Source organism: Roseomonas sp. WA12 (assembly GCF_054165765.1).
In genome coordinates this window covers 3159726-3174568 of record NZ_CM135108.1, presented here as the reverse complement: position 1 = coordinate 3174568, position 14843 = coordinate 3159726, and the positions used below count along the sequence as shown (strand labels likewise).

Below are 14843 nucleotides of genomic sequence, written 5' to 3'. Positions count from 1 at the left end.
ATTCGATAGACGCGATGGCCAAGCGCCACAGCGGCAGGAAGACCAGCGATGCACTTCAAACGAGGGCGGCCCAAAAGCCGTCGGGCCGGCTGCCTGCTCTGCAAGCCGCACAAGGCCAATGGCTGCTGCGCGGCGGACCGGAACATGCGGTTCGGCAATCGCCGCCGCTATGAGGCTGGCCGGGAGGAGCTCCGCTGCGCTGTCGTCACGGGTTCCGCCCGAGCTGGTGCCCTCTAGGGCCAGCGCACCTCCGGAGGCATCGACATGAGAATTGCCTCCACATTGCCGCCCGTGCGCAGGCCGAACAGCGTGCCGCGGTCGTGCAGCAGGTTGAACTCCACGTAGCGGCCGCGGCGGATGAGCTGGGCCTCCCGCTGTTCCGCCGTCCAGGGCTCGTGCATGCGGCCGCGGATGATGGTGGGATAGGCGGCCAGGAAGGCCTCTCCGACATCGCGGGTGAAGGCGAAATGGTCGGGCAGGCGCCGCTCGTCCGGCTCGTCCCGGCCCAGCCAGTCGTAGAAGATGCCGCCCAGCCCGCGCGGCTCGTTGCGATGGGGCAGGAAGAAGTACTCGTCGCACCATTTCTTGAAGCGGGGATAGTGCTCGGGGTCGTGCCGGTCGCAGGCCTCGCGGAAGGCGGCGTGGAAGGTCTCCGCATCCTCCCGTGACTCGGGAAGATCCGGGAACATCGGGGTGATATCCCCGCCGCCGCCGAACCAGCTGCGCCGCGTGGTGATGAAACGGGTGTTCATATGAGCGGCCGGCACCAGGGGTGACCGCAAGTGGGCGACCAGCGAGACCCCGGTGGCCAGGAAGCGCGGATCCTCCTCTGCGCCGGGGATCTGGCGGCGGAATTCCGGGCTGAACTCGCCCCAGACGGTTGAGACGTTCACCCCCACCTTCTCGAAGACCCGCCCCTTCATGACGGACATGACGCCACCGCCGCCTTCCGGCCGCTTCCATGGGGTGCGGACAAAACGGCCAGGGGCCATCCCGCCATGAGGCCCCGACCCGCCCTCGTCCTCGATCGCCTCAAAGGCGGCGCAGAGCCGGTCGCGAAGCTCTTCGAACCAGACGCGGGCCGTCGGTGCAAAAGGGTGAAGGGCGGGTTCGGCGCCGTCCTTGGCATGCTGCAGGTCAGGGCTATGTGTCATTTGCGCCATCGGGTGTTGCGGTGCGGGGCGCTGCCGTTGCCACCCCCCGTTCCGCACCGTTATATGGCGGCACAACCGGCTTGGCACCGCGCTCGCGCGCGCGCCAGGCCCGCGCCCCGCCCGGCCGAAAGCCGGTCTCCCGCGCAAGGATGCAACGGCCCCAGCCGGCGCCCCAACCCGGCGCCAGGGATGGGGACGGAGAACAGGACGAGCGATCGAATGGCCGATGTGCTGGCAAACCCGCCAAAGACGAGCCCCTCCGAACCTGGGCCGCGGCAGGCCGATGCCGTCGGCACCCTGCCCTATGGGGACCAGGACCATGGCCCGGTCCGCCGTGACTTCCTGAAGCTTGCTGCCGGCTCCTTCGCCGCGGTCGGCGTGGCCGTGGTTGCCTGGCCCTTCATCAACTCGATGAACCCGAGCCAGGACGTGCTGGCCCTGGCCAGCACCGATGTGGAACTGGGCCCGATTGCCGAGGGCCAGGCCGTCACGGTCATGTGGCGCGGCAAGCCGGTCTTCGTCCGCCGCCGTACGCCGCAGGAGATCGAGGAAGCCCGCGCTGTTCCGATCGGCGAGCTGCGCGACCCGGCGACCGACCAGTCCCGCGTGAAACCGGGCAAGGACCAGTGGCTGATCGTGCTGGGTGTCTGCACCCATCTCGGCTGCGTGCCGCTGGGCCAGAAACCGACCGACGACCGCGGCGCCTATGGCGGCTGGTTCTGCCCCTGCCATGGCAGCCATTACGACACGGCCGGGCGCGTGCGCCGCGGGCCGGCGCCGCTGAACCTTGCTATCCCCGATTACTCGTTCACCTCCGACACCCGTATCCGGGTCGGCTGAGGAGCCGCCACACATGGCCGAAGGCCTCTCGAACTCAGAAGTCAAGAACCCCGTCCTGCGCTGGGTCGATCGGCGGCTGCCGATCATCTCCATGGTGCAACGGGAATACGGCACCTTCCCGACGCCCCGGAATTTCAACTATTTCTGGAATTTCGGTGCGCTCGCGATGATCAGCCTGGTGATCATGATCGCCACCGGCGTCGTGCTCTCCATGCAGTATGCCGCCAACACCAACCTGGCCTTCGATTCCGTCGAGCGCATCATGCGCGACGTGAACTACGGCTGGTTGCTGCGCTACATCCACGCCAACGGGGCCTCGATGTTCTTCATCGTGGTCTACATCCACATCTGGCGGAACCTGTTCTACGGCTCCTACAAGACGCCGCGCGAACTGCTGTTCATGATCGGCGTGGTAATCTTCATCCTCATGATGGCCACGGCCTTCATGGGCTATGTCCTGCCCTGGGGGCAGATGTCCTTCTGGGGCGCGACGGTGATCACCAACCTGTTCTCGGCCATTCCCGTGGTCGGCAACAGCATCGTCACCTGGCTGTGGGGCGGCTTCTCGGTGGATAACCCCACGCTGAACCGCTTCTTCTCGCTCCACTTCCTGCTGCCCTTCGTGATCACCGGCGTGGTGTTCCTCCACATCGCGGCGCTTCACATCGTGGGCTCGAACAACCCGCTGGGCATCGAGCCCAAGGGCCCGCAGGACACCGTGCCCTTCCATCCGTACTACACGATGAAGGACAGCGTCGGGATCATCATCTACCTGCTGGTCTTCGCGATCCTCGTCTTCTTCATGCCGAACGCGCTGGGCCATCCGGACAACTACATCCCGGCTAACCCGCTGGTGACGCCCGCCCATATCGTGCCGGAGTGGTACTTCCTGCCCTTCTACGCGGTGCTGCGCGCTGTGCCGAACAAGCTGGGCGGCGTGGCCCTGATGGGTGGCGCGCTGGTGATCCTGTTCGTCCTGCCCTGGCTGGACAGCTCGCCGGTGCGCTCCATGCGCTTCCGCCCGATCGCCAAGTGGCTGTTCCTGCTCTGGACGGTGAACTTCTTCGTCCTGGGCTGGGTGGGCGGCAAGCCGGCCGAGCAGCCCTACATTCTGATCGCGCAGATCTGCACGGCCTACTACTTCGCCTACTTCCTGGTGGTCCTGCCGCTGCTGTCGAAGTTCGAGCGCCCGCTACCCCTGCCCGAGAGCATTGCCCAGGCAGTGCTCGGACGGCGCGGCGGCGGACCGCTGCCCGCAGGCGCCACCGCCAAGCCGATGGAGAAGGCGTGATGCGCCGCTTTGTTCCGACCCTGAAGGCGGCCGCCGTTGCGGCCGCCCTGGCCGCCGGCCTCTTTGCGGCACCGCAGGCCGCGCGTGCCCAGGGGCATGAGGTGATCCATATCCCGAACACGAATTTCTCTTTCGACGGGATTTTCGGAACCTTCGACCGCGCCTCCGCTCAGCGCGGCTTCCAGGTCTACAAGGAGGTCTGTTCGGCCTGCCACTCCATGCGGCAGCTCTCCTATCGCCACCTGACCGGTATCGGCCTGACGCCTCCGCAGATCGCGGCACTGTCCTCGCAGTTCCAGGTGCAGGATGGGCCGAACGACAATGGCGAGATGTTCGAGCGCCCCGCCCGTGCCTCGGACCGCTTCCGGCGGCCCTTCGCCAATGACGCCTCCGCCCGCGCTGCCAACAATGGTGCGCTGCCGCCCGACCTGTCCGTGATTGTGAAGGCGCGCGAGGGTGGGGCCGACTACCTGCACGCCCTGCTGACCGGCTACGAGGATCCGCCGCCCGGCGTGACCATCGCCAATGGGATGCACTACAACAAGTACTTCCCGGGCCATCAGATCGCCATGGCGCCGCCGCTGAACACGGATGGCCAGGTGACCTACGCCGACGGCACTCAGGCAACCGTGGACCGGATGGCGACCGACGTGGCCACCTTTATGGCCTGGGCTGCGGAGCCGGAGCTGGAGCAGCGCCGCGCCATGGGCGTGCGGATGATCATCTTCCTCACCATTCTCGGCGGTCTGGTTTATGCCGTGAAGCGGAAGATCTGGTCCGACCTGCACTGATCCCTGCGGGACGACGACGCGAAAAGGGCCGCCCCGGAAAACCGGGGCGGCCCTTTCTGATTCAGGGATCGTGGCGGCGCGGGCGTCTCAGGCGCCGATAGGCACATCCTGGCCGAGCGCGGCGCGGAGCCGGGCGGGGACGCCCGCGGCCACTTCTTCCAGCCGGTCCCAGGATACGGGGCGCGAGATCAGGAAGCCCTGCACCCGCTCCACCCCCAGCCGTGCCAACACGGCGAGCTGCGCCGCATCCTCCACACCCTCGGCCACGGCGGGCACCAGCATGGCATGGGCCATCCCGGCCACCGCCTCCATCAGTGCCCGGCCCTGCGTGTCGCGCGCGCAGTCGGTGATGAGGGAACGGTCGATCTTGATGGACGCGAAGGGGTAGCCGCGCAGCCGCGCCAGTGTCCCATGCCCACCGCCGAAATCGTCCAGAACCACGCGCACGCCCAACTGCCCGAGGCCGCGCATGTTGGCGAGCGCCGCATCAGGGTCGCCGGCCAGGGATCCCTCGGTCATCTCGATGATCAGCCGGTCGCCGGAAACGCCGTGCCGCCGGAGGATCGCGCCCACCTCGGAGTCGAATCCCGGCATGCCGAAGGTGCTGGCCGAGGCGTTGACGGCGATGGTGAAGGGCGGATGGCCGAGGGCGATCAGCCGGCAGGCCTCGTCCACCACCCAGCGGTCGAGCGAGCCGGAATACCCCATGCCCTCGATCACCGGCAGAACGTCGACGGGCCGGAGCGAGAGGCCGGTGCCGGTCCGCCAGCGCAGCAACGCCTCGACGGAGCAGACCTCCCCCGTCTTCATCTCCACGATCGGCTGGAACACGAGGTGAAAGGGCACAGTGCCGCCGGGCGCGAAGGCCTCGCGCAGCCGTGCCTCAAGCACAGTGCGGCCCACATTGTCGCTGCCCGTTGATGCATCGGCGGCGCGGGTGATGCCGCGGCCGGCTCGCTTGGCGGCATAGAGGGCCGCATCGGCCCGTTCCATCAGGCTGTGGACGTCGCCGGCATGCCAGGGCACGGCCGCGAAACCGATCGAGGCGCGGAGCGGCACTGTGGAGCCGTTCAGCACGAAGGTATCAGCCAGAGCCGCGTGTATGCGGGCGGCAAGCGCCAGCCCGACCTCCGTCCGGTCAATCCGGCGGACCAGCACGGCAAACTCGTCGCCGCCCAGGCGGACCACCATGTCGTCGCCGCGCACCGTCTCGCGCAGCCGGCGGGCCACCTCGACCAGGGCCTTGTCGCCGCCGCCATGGCCATAGGTGTCGTTAATGGGCTTGAACCCATCCAGGTCGATCATCAACACGCCGATCTGATGCGGGTCGATCGTGGCGATCGCCTCGTCCCAGGCCTTGCGGTTGCATACGCCGGTCAGCGGGTCTGTCCGAGCGGCGCGATGCACCTCATCGATTGCGTGGCGGAGGGAGAGCGCGGCCGAGACGCCGCGCGCCAGATCCTGGAGTCGCTCGATCGCCGTCGCGGAGACCATGCGCGGCACATGGTCCATCACGCACAAGGTGCCGATCGGCAAGCCGCGTGCGCCCAGCAGCGGCGCGCCTGCGTAGAAGCGGAGATTGGGGTTCTGCGTGACGAGGGCGTTGGCGCTGAAGCGCGGATCCTCCTTCAGATCCGGCACCACCATCACCTCCTGCGGGTTGAGGATGGCGTGGGCGCAGAATGCGTTATCCCGGGGGGTGTGACCCGCGGTAAGCCCCTTCACGGCAGGGAAGAACTGCTCACTCTCGCCAACCAGGGAAACGCCAGAGATTGGCGCACCCATCAGGTCGCTCGCCACTCGGATGAAGGCGCCGAGGAGATCCTGGGTCACCTTGTCGAACCGCGCCACCTCGGCCACGTCCAGTAGCCGCTCCGCCTCGTCAACAGGGCGAGACACGGGCATCTTGCCAATCCTCTCTGAGCTGCGAGTTGAACGTGAATATTCAACTACAGGTTGCGAAAGGCAACCTGTAGTTGCCGTAAATCCGGAACTGACGTTTTCGCCTGTGGCATGGCGCTGCATTTCTTGGGCAAAGTGGCAGGGTGGACGACTTGGCGGGACCGGATTCCCGATCGGCGTGATCTGTTCTAGACGGAAGCGCTCAGCCGGAACCGGAGCCTCCCATGTCCGACCAGATTACCCCCGTCATCGGCCTCATCGGCGGGTCAGGCCTCTATGACATCGAGGGCCTGGAGGACCGGCGCTGGCAGAAGGTCGATAGCCCCTGGGGCGAGCCCTCGGACGAGCTGCTATTTGGCACGCTCTCCGGCGTGCGCTGCGTCTTCCTGCCGCGCCACGGCCGTGGCCACCGCATCCCGCCGGGCGAGCTGAACTACCGCGCCAATATCGACGTCATGAAGCGCGCGGGCTGCACGGAGATCCTGTCCCTCTCCGCGGTCGGCAGCCTGAACGCCGACCTGCCGCCCGGCAGCTTCGTCATCCCCGACCAGTTCATCGACCGTACCTTTGCCCGCAAGAAAAGCTTCTTCGAGACGGGCTGCGTCGCCCATGTCTCGATGGCGCACCCGCTCTGCCCGCGCCTCGGCGATGCGCTGGAGGAGGCTGCGCGCGGCATCGGCCTGAAGCACAAACGTGGCGGCACCTATCTCGTGATGGAGGGCCCGCAATTCTCCACCAAGGCAGAGAGCGAGCTTTATAGGACCTGGGGCTGCGACGTGATCGGCATGACCAACATGCCCGAGGCCAAGCTCGCCCGTGAGGCGGAGCTCTGCTACGCGACCGTCGCCATGGTCACGGATTACGACTGCTGGCACCCCGACCATGACCATGTGACGGTCGAGGCGGTGGTGAAGGTGATGCACGCCAACGCCGGGCGGGCGCAGGACCTGGTGCGGGCCGTGATCCCGATGCTGGCCGCGCCCCGCGGTCCCTGCCCCTCGGGCTGCGACCGCGCGCTGGACAGCGCGCTCGTCACCCCGCCGGCCATGCGGGACCCGGCGCTGATGGCGAAGCTTGACGCGGTGGCCGGGCGGGTGCTGCGCGCGGCCTGATCGGGTCGGGGCGCTGGGGAGGCACTCTATCCCCGGCCCCTCGTGAGGCTTGCTCCGGGACGGTCAGGCGCTGGAACTGGTGCCCCAGCCACGGGCCCGGCGCCGGCGGCCTACGATGAAGGCCACCACAGCCGCAATCACGAGCAGCCCGATCATCACGAAGGGAGGCTCCGAAAAGCCGTTCGGCCACACGAAGGGCATCCCCACGAGCAGCGCGAGGAAAATGACGATTCCGACCAGCGTCTGGATCATGGGTGGCTCCTTCTGGGTCCAGGTGCAATGACGCCGGGCAACCCGCCCTAGGCTGGCCCGCCCAGATGCGCCGAGAGAAAGGCGATTGCCCGCTCCTCGGCCAGCGCGGTCGCGGCCGCATCATAGCTCGAACGGTCCTCGCAGGCGAAGCCATGTCCGGCACCGGGATAGACATGGACTTCGACATCCGGTTGCGCCTGCCGGACCAGTTCCACATCCGTGAGCGGGATGCCCCCGTCCGTCTCGCCGAAATGCAGCTGCACCGGGCAGTGCGGCGTCTCCGTCCGGGTGCCCGCGATACCGCCGCCGTAGTATCCCACCGCCGCGCCGAAGCTGTTGGAGCGGGTGGCGCCCCACCATGCGATGGTGCCGCCCCAGCAATAGCCGATGATGCCGCGCGATGCGCCTGCCGGCAGCGCCCGCGCTGCTGCCTCGATGTCGAGCATGACAGCTTCGTTCGAGACCTGGCCGCGGAGCTTCATGCCGCGCTCGCGGTCTGGCGCCTCGTAGCCGAGTTCCACGCCGCGCTCTGCGCGGTCGAACAGGGCAGGGGTGATAACGGCCCAGCCGAGGCTGCCGAGATGGTCCGACAGGCGCCGCATATGCGGGTTCACGCCAAAGATCTCCTGCACCACGACCAGCGCGCGCCGCGCATCGGCGGAGCCGGCGCGCCAGGCCGAGAGGCGATGGCCATCCGCCGCGGTGAGCTCGATCTGCATGGGGTGGCTCCGCCAAATCCAGGGGGCTATCCTGGGGCCATGGCCGAGATCGTCAACCTCAACCGGGCACGGAAGGCGCGGGAGCGCGTGGCGGCGGAGGCGGAGGCTGCAGCGAACCGTGCCGCCAATGGCCGTACGAAGGCGGAGCGGGCAAGGGACGCCGAGGCGAAAGCGAAGCGGGACGCGTTGCTGGACGGCGCGCGGCTCGATCCGCCGCGCACCGACGAGCAGAGATAGCGGAGGGCCTCAGCCCTCCTTCTTGGCCACCAGCCCGCGCACCTCGTCCATTGCCTCCGAGAAGCGGCGGTTCAGCACCGTCAGCGCCTCGGCATTTGACTTCTGGATGAGATCGGCCAGCTCCTTCATGTTGGTCACGGCCTTCTCATAGGTGGCCTTGACCATCTCGGCCTGCTTGGTGGCCTGGTCGGTCGGATTGCCCGAGGCGGCGCCGCGCACCGCGTCGGTCATCTCCGACATCGACTGCTGCAGGATCTCCATGTGGCGGCGAGCGACGGCCTGCGCGCCCTCGAGCGCCACGCGGTTGGCGGCAGACAGCGCCTCGAGGTTGCGGCGCTGGGCTTCCGCCAGCGCCTGCACATCGACCATGGGAAGTCGCATCTCGGACAGGAGGCGCATGGGGTCCATCTCCGGCGGAAGGGCAGGGCGGTCGGACATCGGCGTTCCTCCTTTTGAAAGTGCCCTATCCTGGCCCGGCGCACCCTGGTGCCGCAAGCGCGGCGCGCGGCCGGGTCAGGAGGGAAGCATGTCCCCAGGGCCGCCCGGCTTGCGCGGCGCGGCAGGTTCCGGCGCCGCGCCCGATGCGTCCGGCCCTGCCGAAGGGCCGGTGCCGGGGGCATTGAGGGTGTCCGCGCCGTTCGCGGGATGCAGGCCCGAGGGCGGCACCGGCGCGGAGGCGGCTGAAGCATCAGCCATCATAATTCCGGTATCGGCCAGCGGCGGCTCCACCATGCCGGGGGAGACCTCGCCGGTATCGCCGTCCGTCATCTCCGGCTCGGTCAGCCGCAGCGTGCGAGCGATGGATTCGGCGCGGTCCAGCGCGCGGTCGAGCGCGGCCATGGTGGCGCCGAGATCGACGCTCTCGTCACCCTCCCAGGCCCGGGCGGTGGCGAGCCAGACCCCGGCGAGGCCCTGCACCCGCAGCCCGCCCTGGAAGCCGGCGGTGGAGACCCCGGCGCCTTCCAGCGTCCAGGCCATGGAGGCCATCAGGATGGGGGAGAGAAGCAGGGCGGAAAGCGGGTCCCGCATCAGGTCCCGCCGCATGCGCAGGATGCCCTCCCGATGCGGCGCCAGCGCGTCGAAACGGCGCATCAGAAGGTCGAACACGCGGTCCCGCGCGCTGCCGAAGCCCATCTGGCCGGGCACCGTCCCCTCCAGCACCTGCTGGTCCACCACGCGCGCATGGGCGCGCAGCAGATCAACCGGCGTGGCGTAGCGGCCGCGCAGCTCCGCCAGGCTTTCGCCGCTGCTCTCAGCGATGCGGGCAAAGGTGGTGCCGTGCCAGCCATGCTGGGCGACGACCTGCCAGAGGGCGTCCAGAAGGGCTGGGGAGGGGGCATCGCGCGTATCCATCGCGTTGCAAGATGGCGCGTCCCGCCCGGGGATCAACGGCGGAAATGGATGGCGGGACTGATGGCCGGAACCGGCCGCGTGGATCGGACGCATTGTCAGGGGCGGGAGCGCCTGCCGGCCAGGGCGGCGGCGATGGCGGCCAGCTGGATGGCCCCGGCCGCCAGAAACAGCGCCTCGCCGCCTCCTGCCTCCCGCAGCAGGCCGAAGCCCGCCGGGGCGAAGGCATAGCCCGCCTGACCGGTGGCGGTGATCAGCGCCACCACACGTCCCGTCTCGGCCGGCGCGAACTCGGCCTGGGCGATGAGCGGGGGCAGGGAGGTGGCATTCCCGATTCCCAGCCCGAACAGCGCGAGACCGAGCAGCATCGTCGCGGCCTCCCCGCCCGCCAGCAGCAGGATGAGCGAGCCCACAACCTGCACGGACACGCTGCCTGCCGCCGCGAGCCGCCGGTCCGCACCCGGCTTCAGCAGCCAGCCCATCGTGGTGCGACCCAGCACAGCGCAGGCCGTGGCCATGCCCATCGCCACTCCCGCCCCTTGAGCACCCAGCACCGGCACCAACAGCGAGAAGAGATGCGCGATGAGTCCGATCTGCGCAAAGAGGCTGAGGGTGATGAGCGCGGCCAGAGTGACGAAGCGCCGGTCCTGCCAGGACCGGCCGAGCGGCGGCGCATCGCGCCCCGACACCGCGGCGGCAACCCCGGCGGCATCGCCATCCGGCCGCTGGCCCATCCCGGCCGGGCTGCGGCCGATCACCTGCCCTGCCAGCACCCAGAGGGTGAGCGCCATCACCCCGCCCACCAGCGCCACCGCGACCGGCAGTCCGAAGCCGCCGATCAGCGCGACCCAGAGCGGCGACATCACCACGCCGCCGATGCTCGCTCCGTTATAGGCGGCCGAGAGCGCTGCCGGGCGCCTGCGCACGAACCAGGGGGCGATGAAGGCGTTGATGGCTGCCGCCCCGGTGGCCGCCCAGCCCGTGCCGCTGACCAACGTGGCCGCGAAGAGCTGCCAGGGCGCCTCCGCCAACGCCCAGCCGAGCATTCCCAGCCCCGAGGCGATGCCACCCGCCCGCGTCACCGCCACAAGGCCGAAGCGTGCGTGCAGGGCCGGAAGACGCGCCACCACCAGCGCGCCCAGCAGGAAGTGGCAGGTCACCGCCGCGGAAACCGTGGAGAGTGGCCAGCCGCGGACCTGGCGCAGCGCCTCCAGCAGAATCGGCGGGCCGTAGAAGCCCACCCCCCAGCCAAAGACGGCGACGGTAAAGGCCGCCCACACCACGCGCCAGCCGTAGAAACCTACCTGCCGATCCATCCGCCCGCCCCTTATCCGCCAGGCCCGCACCCTGCCCTCGAAAGAGGCGCAGGTGCTTCGGTGCGGACCGTTGGATGGGGGCTTGCCAGGATCTTGCCCGGCCGCGCGCTCCGCCCGTTGCCCTGGCTTCAGCCGAGGGCGAGTTCGCGGGACCGCTTGGTGGCAGCGTCGATCGCTTGGGGGATCAGCGCGGGCCAGCCGTGCTCGGCCATCAGCACGGCTAGGGCCTGCTCCGTCGTGCCCTTGGGTGAGGTGACGTTCTGGCGCAGCACCGCCGCATCCTCGGCGCTTCGGCCAAGCAGCGCGCCCGAGCCGATGACGGTGGCGCGGGCCATGCGGCGGGCGAGGTCGGGCGGCACGCCCTGGGCGATCCCGGCCTGCTCCAGCAACTCGGTCAACAGGAAGACATAGGCGGGGCCACCGCCGGAGATGGCGGTGACGGGGTCGATCAGGCTCTCCTGATCCACCCAGGCGACCTCACCGGTCGCGGCCAGCAGCCGGTCGGCCAACGCCTTCTGCGCCGCCGTCACGCGGCGGCCGGCGCAGGCAACGGTGAAGCCCTGGCCGATCGCGGCCGGGGTATTGGGCATGGCCCGCACCACCGCCGCGCCGTCCAGCATCCCGTCCAGGCCGGAGATGGTCTTGCCCGCCATGATGGAGAGGAACAGCGCGCCGCCGCGCGCGAAGGGGCGGTAGGCGGGCAGGGCGTCCTCGGCCTGCTGCGGCTTGGTAGCGAAGATCACGGCATCGGGGACGAAGCCCGTGGGGATGGCGTCCACGCCCGGCACCACCTCCACCCGATGGGCGAAGGCCTCGGTGGACTGCTTGTGTGGCTCGACCACCACGGCGCGGGAGAGGCCACGCTCCAGCCAGCCATGGAGGAGCGCACCCCCCATCTTGCCGCAGCCGACGAGCAGGACGGGCGGCAGAATCTCAGCGGACATCAGGCGATTCCTCGAAACCTCGGACACCCCCGCCCAAGCCGGCGGGGGCGCGGAAGGTTTCAGGCTTCGCCGACGCAGTCCAGCATCGCAGCCGCCAGCGCCTCGGCCGGGGGCTTGCCCCCCCAGAGCACGAACTGGAAGGCGGGGAAGAAGCGCTCGCACTCGGTGATGGCGATGTCCACCATGTCCTCGAGGCTTTCCACGCTGGCCGAACGCGCACCGCGGAGCAGCACCGCGTGGCGGAAGACGGGGATACCCTCCTCGCCCTCCAGCCCGAAATGCCCGATCCAAAGCTTCTCGTTCGCCAGGGCCAGCAGCTCGTGCAACTTGGCCCGCGACCCGGCGGGCACCTTCATGTCGAAGGCGCAGGTGAAGTGCATGGCGCTGATCTCGGTGGACCAGGCGAAGTGCAGGCCGTAGTCGCACCACTTGCCGGGAGCCTCGGCCGCCATCTCCCCATCGGAGCGGCGATCGAAGGCCCATTCGTTGGACGCCACAATCTGCTCGACGACATCGAGCGGATTAGCGGCCCTGTCCCGGTCGGCTACGAGGGTGGCTGACATGACGTCACCTCCTATCCCGAGACGGGCAGGCCCCCGAGTCTGGTAGCGAATCGGCGGGACAGCCCCCACAGATTGATACTGCGATGCCGAACGCAGCGGCAAGGCCGAAGGCTGCAAGTGATGGGCAGCACTTCGGCCCGCACGTCACCCCAATCAGACGATGATGGGGGCTGAACCACCGTCGTTCACCGGGCCCTGGGGCTCGGGCGGCGCGTCGCGGGTCATGTCGTCCAGCCGCGCTTCCAGCGCGGAGACACGGGCGGACAGGGATTCCGCCTCCTCCCGCGCGCGGCGGGCGACCTCGAGCGCCGCGTCCAGCTCTTCGCGCTTCACCAGGTTCAGCCGGGCGCTCAGCGCCTCTACCTGGGCCTGCACCGCGGCCTCGATCTCGGCCTTGGCGCCGGACAGCACGGAGAAGGCGCCGCCCGCGACACCGGCCAAGTCATCGAAGAACTTGCCGCGGCCGCCTGGGCCCGCACCGAAGCCGCCGAATCCCTTGAAGCCGCCAGCGCCGAAAGGCCCGCCCGTGCCGGAATTCCCGGCACCAGAACCACCAGCACCAGAACCGCCCTGGCCACCTTCCTGCATAATCGCCTCCTGAAATCCCCCTCAACATGGTCCCGGCACCCCGCCGGGCGTAGTCCCTGCCGCGCATTTCCCGTCCGCCTGCCCGGGAATGGCTGCTTGCTGCACCGCCGCCATCCGCCTACCTCTCGCCGGGCATGTGGCGGATGCGAGCGGGGGTGGCGATGAGGCGACAGGCTGCGCTGATCCTTTTGGTCGTCCTTGCCTGCCTGACCGGCCGGGATGCCGGTGCCCAGCTGCCAGATGCGGCTCCGTCGTCCCGCTCGGCGCTTCCGGGTGCCGCTGCCACCGGCAATTCTGTCGCCGGCCCCACGGGAGTTCCTGGACGCACGGATCCGGGGCGCGGAGGGCCCGGTGCTGTCCCGCCCGCGCCCGGATCCGGCTTCAGCGCCTTTCCCGATGCGGCAACCGGCCAGAACGGCGCCGCCTCCGCCCTGCCGGGCGCCGCGCGCGGGGCCACGCCCACACCACGAGGCGAATCCGGCAGTGGGGGCAGCCCGGCAGCGCCCGGCGGGGCTGCGCCGACGGTTCCGCTCATCGGCGCGGGCAATTTCTGCGCGCAGCCGGCGGGGCTGTGCGGCCCGGCCTGCAGCATCAGCTGCCGGGAGGGCCGGATTGCCTATTGCAGCGGCGGCCAGGGCGGCCCGACCAGCCCCACCGGCGCCGGCTCCTGCGTCTCACCGCCGACCTGCCGCTGCCGGTGAGCCGGCCGGCGGCCTGGGCGCTGCGGGCTTCGACGCGGTCCGACTTGAACGTCAGTCCCGATCGTCCAGCCGGGGATATTGGGCCCGCTTCCTGCTCCTGCATTCCCGCCCGCATTCCCGCCTTAGCCGATCGGCTTTATACCCGCGCGCCCGGTGCCTTCGCGCAGCGGGCGAGGGGGCGTTTTCCACCCCTCTCGGCACTCACGACCCGGCCCGGCCCTGCCGCGCCCCTTCCGACCCCTAGGCGACGCAGCACGGGCCCCCGATGATCCCCGCTATTCTCTTCCCCGCCTTCGACCCGGTGGCGATCGCCATCGGGCCTCTCGTCATCCGCTGGTACGCGCTGGCCTATATTGCTGGCATCGTGATCGGCTGGCAGCTGGCCCGGCGGCTCGTGCCGAAGGCACCGGTGGCCGGCACGCCGGAGCAGATGGACGACTTCATCACCTGGGCGACGCTCGGCGTGATCCTCGGTGGCCGCATCGGCTACGTGCTGTTCTACCGGCCCGACCTTCTCTGGACCGCGCCCTGGGAGATCTTCTATCTCTGGCACGGAGGCATGTCCTTCCACGGCGGCGCGGCGGGGGTGATCATCGCGCTGGCCTGGTTCTGCCATCGCAACCGCATGCCCTTCCTTCTCTTCTCCGACCGGGTGACGAGCGTGGTGCCGGTGGGCCTCGGGCTCGGGCGCATCGCCAACTTCATCAATGGCGAGCTGTGGGGCCGCACCACCGACGTGCCCTGGGGCGTGATCTTTCCCCATGCCGGGCCGGAGCCGCGGCATCCCTCGCAGCTGTACCAGGCAGCGATGGAAGGGCTGATCCTCTTCGTCATCCTGCAGATCATCGTGCGCACGCCGCGGTTGCGGGCTCGGCCGGGCTTCACGGCCGGCGCCTTCCTGGCCGGCTACGGCACGGCCCGCATCATCGGCGAGTTCTTCCGCCAGCCGGACGCGCAACTCGGCTTCCTCTTCGCGGGCGCCACGATGGGGCAGCTCTTGTCCATTCCGATGGTGCTGGTGGGAATTTGGTTGATGGCGCGCAGCCGGCCGGTGGCGCACCTGCCCGCCGCGTGATGGACATG

General features: G+C 69.4%; 17 protein-coding genes. 7 read left to right on the top strand and 10 right to left on the bottom strand.

The features are described from left to right. Positions 1–233 precede the first annotated feature (233 nt). Positions 234–1154 carry an oxygen-dependent coproporphyrinogen oxidase gene (hemF, locus tag ACVBD7_RS15260; protein ID WP_458094084.1) on the bottom strand — a complete coding sequence of 307 codons (921 nt, stop codon included), beginning with the start codon at positions 1152–1154 and terminating at the stop codon, positions 234–236. A gap of 219 nt (positions 1155–1373) precedes the next feature. On the opposite strand from hemF, the gene petA reads away from it, so the two are divergent. Genes petA through ACVBD7_RS15245 form a run of 3 tightly spaced genes read left to right on the top strand, consistent with a single transcriptional unit; the run spans position 1374 to position 4076 of the window. Next, positions 1374–1994 carry a ubiquinol-cytochrome c reductase iron-sulfur subunit gene (petA, locus tag ACVBD7_RS15255; protein WP_458094083.1) on the top strand — a complete coding sequence of 207 codons (621 nt, stop codon included), beginning with the start codon at positions 1374–1376 and terminating at the stop codon, positions 1992–1994. A gap of 13 nt (positions 1995–2007) precedes the next feature. Next, the gene (locus ACVBD7_RS15250; RefSeq protein WP_458094082.1) at positions 2008–3285 is read left to right on the top strand and encodes a cytochrome b; all 1278 of its coding nucleotides are present in this window, start codon (positions 2008–2010) and stop codon (positions 3283–3285) included. Next, on the top strand, positions 3285–4076 hold the full coding sequence (locus ACVBD7_RS15245; protein WP_458094081.1) for a cytochrome c1: 792 nt from the start codon (positions 3285–3287) through the stop codon (positions 4074–4076). The genes ACVBD7_RS15250 and ACVBD7_RS15245 overlap by 1 nt, the downstream gene beginning before the upstream one ends. A gap of 87 nt (positions 4077–4163) precedes the next feature. Here ACVBD7_RS15245 and ACVBD7_RS15240 read toward each other — a convergent pair whose 3' ends face one another. Then, positions 4164–5981: a sensor domain-containing phosphodiesterase gene (locus ACVBD7_RS15240; protein WP_458094080.1), complete on the bottom strand. Its 1818-nt coding sequence runs from the start codon at positions 5979–5981 to the stop codon at positions 4164–4166. A 221-nt stretch (positions 5982–6202) separates the two neighbouring features. Between ACVBD7_RS15240 and ACVBD7_RS15235 the strand changes: the two genes are divergently transcribed. Continuing rightward, positions 6203–7090, top strand: coding sequence for an S-methyl-5'-thioadenosine phosphorylase (locus ACVBD7_RS15235; protein ID WP_458094079.1), 888 nt, complete (start codon positions 6203–6205; stop codon positions 7088–7090). Between the two features lie 63 nt (positions 7091–7153). On the opposite strand, the gene ACVBD7_RS15230 is transcribed toward ACVBD7_RS15235, so the two are convergent. Both ACVBD7_RS15230 and ACVBD7_RS15225 read right to left on the bottom strand, forming a co-directional pair. Further along, entirely contained in the window at positions 7154–7342 is a 189-nt protein-coding gene (locus tag ACVBD7_RS15230) for a hypothetical protein (RefSeq protein WP_458094078.1), read from the bottom strand. 47 nt (positions 7343–7389) lie between these two features. Then, positions 7390–8061 carry a dienelactone hydrolase family protein gene (locus ACVBD7_RS15225; protein ID WP_458094077.1) on the bottom strand — a complete coding sequence of 224 codons (672 nt, stop codon included), beginning with the start codon at positions 8059–8061 and terminating at the stop codon, positions 7390–7392. Positions 8062–8100: 39 nt separating this feature from the next. Here ACVBD7_RS15225 and ACVBD7_RS15220 point away from each other — a divergent pair, with 39 nt between their 5' ends. Continuing rightward, entirely contained in the window at positions 8101–8298 is a 198-nt protein-coding gene (locus ACVBD7_RS15220; protein WP_458094076.1) for a DUF4169 family protein, read from the top strand. A gap of 9 nt (positions 8299–8307) precedes the next feature. Here the strand turns inward: ACVBD7_RS15220 and ACVBD7_RS15215 are convergent, their stop codons facing one another. From ACVBD7_RS15215 to ACVBD7_RS15190, 6 genes are all read right to left on the bottom strand, one after another. Then, complete coding sequence (locus ACVBD7_RS15215) at positions 8308–8736, bottom strand: phasin family protein (RefSeq protein ID WP_458094075.1); 429 nt, start codon at positions 8734–8736, stop codon at positions 8308–8310. A 75-nt stretch (positions 8737–8811) separates the two neighbouring features. Beyond that, entirely contained in the window at positions 8812–9651 is an 840-nt protein-coding gene (locus ACVBD7_RS15210) for a TetR family transcriptional regulator (RefSeq protein ID WP_458094074.1), read from the bottom strand. Between the two features lie 95 nt (positions 9652–9746). After that, positions 9747–10964, bottom strand: a complete 1218-nt coding sequence (locus ACVBD7_RS15205; protein WP_458094073.1) for an MFS transporter — start codon at positions 10962–10964, stop codon at positions 9747–9749. Positions 10965–11092: 128 nt separating this feature from the next. Beyond that, complete coding sequence (proC, locus tag ACVBD7_RS15200) at positions 11093–11908, bottom strand: pyrroline-5-carboxylate reductase (protein WP_458094072.1); 816 nt, start codon at positions 11906–11908, stop codon at positions 11093–11095. A gap of 59 nt (positions 11909–11967) precedes the next feature. Further along, entirely contained in the window at positions 11968–12471 is a 504-nt protein-coding gene (locus ACVBD7_RS15195; RefSeq protein WP_458094071.1) for a YbjN domain-containing protein, read from the bottom strand. A gap of 153 nt (positions 12472–12624) precedes the next feature. Beyond that, positions 12625–13059 (bottom strand): accessory factor UbiK family protein, encoded by a 435-nt coding sequence (locus ACVBD7_RS15190; protein WP_458094070.1) that lies wholly within the window; start codon positions 13057–13059, stop codon positions 12625–12627. A gap of 161 nt (positions 13060–13220) precedes the next feature. Between ACVBD7_RS15190 and ACVBD7_RS15185 the strand changes: the two genes are divergently transcribed. Both ACVBD7_RS15185 and lgt read left to right on the top strand, forming a co-directional pair. Next, on the top strand, positions 13221–13760 hold the full coding sequence (locus ACVBD7_RS15185; RefSeq protein WP_458094069.1) for a hypothetical protein: 540 nt from the start codon (positions 13221–13223) through the stop codon (positions 13758–13760). Positions 13761–14025: 265 nt separating this feature from the next. Further along, positions 14026–14835 (top strand): prolipoprotein diacylglyceryl transferase, encoded by an 810-nt coding sequence (gene lgt / locus ACVBD7_RS15180; protein ID WP_458094068.1) that lies wholly within the window; start codon positions 14026–14028, stop codon positions 14833–14835. Positions 14836–14843 lie beyond the last annotated feature (8 nt).

Excerpts from the sequence above, each read along its gene's own strand:
- ACVBD7_RS15185 (WP_458094069.1), top strand. The coding sequence starts at position 13,221 with ATGAGGCGACAGGCTGCGCTGATCCTTTTGGTCGTCCTTGCCTGCCTG.
- proC (WP_458094072.1), bottom strand. The coding sequence starts at position 11,908 with ATGTCCGCTGAGATTCTGCCGCCCGTCCTGCTCGTCGGCTGCGGCAAG.
- lgt (WP_458094068.1), top strand. The coding sequence starts at position 14,026 with ATGATCCCCGCTATTCTCTTCCCCGCCTTCGACCCGGTGGCGATCGCC.
- ACVBD7_RS15250 (WP_458094082.1), top strand. The coding sequence starts at position 2,008 with ATGGCCGAAGGCCTCTCGAACTCAGAAGTCAAGAACCCCGTCCTGCGC.
- petA (WP_458094083.1), top strand. The coding sequence starts at position 1,374 with ATGGCCGATGTGCTGGCAAACCCGCCAAAGACGAGCCCCTCCGAACCT.
- ACVBD7_RS15245 (WP_458094081.1), top strand. The coding sequence starts at position 3,285 with ATGCGCCGCTTTGTTCCGACCCTGAAGGCGGCCGCCGTTGCGGCCGCC.
- ACVBD7_RS15220 (WP_458094076.1), top strand. The coding sequence starts at position 8,101 with ATGGCCGAGATCGTCAACCTCAACCGGGCACGGAAGGCGCGGGAGCGC.
- ACVBD7_RS15225 (WP_458094077.1), bottom strand. The coding sequence starts at position 8,061 with ATGCAGATCGAGCTCACCGCGGCGGATGGCCATCGCCTCTCGGCCTGG.
- ACVBD7_RS15235 (WP_458094079.1), top strand. The coding sequence starts at position 6,203 with ATGTCCGACCAGATTACCCCCGTCATCGGCCTCATCGGCGGGTCAGGC.
- ACVBD7_RS15230 (WP_458094078.1), bottom strand. The coding sequence starts at position 7,342 with ATGATCCAGACGCTGGTCGGAATCGTCATTTTCCTCGCGCTGCTCGTG.
- ACVBD7_RS15205 (WP_458094073.1), bottom strand. The coding sequence starts at position 10,964 with ATGGATCGGCAGGTAGGTTTCTACGGCTGGCGCGTGGTGTGGGCGGCC.
- ACVBD7_RS15240 (WP_458094080.1), bottom strand. The coding sequence starts at position 5,981 with ATGCCCGTGTCTCGCCCTGTTGACGAGGCGGAGCGGCTACTGGACGTG.
- ACVBD7_RS15215 (WP_458094075.1), bottom strand. The coding sequence starts at position 8,736 with ATGTCCGACCGCCCTGCCCTTCCGCCGGAGATGGACCCCATGCGCCTC.
- ACVBD7_RS15190 (WP_458094070.1), bottom strand. The coding sequence starts at position 13,059 with ATGCAGGAAGGTGGCCAGGGCGGTTCTGGTGCTGGTGGTTCTGGTGCC.
- hemF (WP_458094084.1), bottom strand. The coding sequence starts at position 1,154 with ATGACACATAGCCCTGACCTGCAGCATGCCAAGGACGGCGCCGAACCC.
- ACVBD7_RS15210 (WP_458094074.1), bottom strand. The coding sequence starts at position 9,651 with ATGGATACGCGCGATGCCCCCTCCCCAGCCCTTCTGGACGCCCTCTGG.
- ACVBD7_RS15195 (WP_458094071.1), bottom strand. The coding sequence starts at position 12,471 with ATGTCAGCCACCCTCGTAGCCGACCGGGACAGGGCCGCTAATCCGCTC.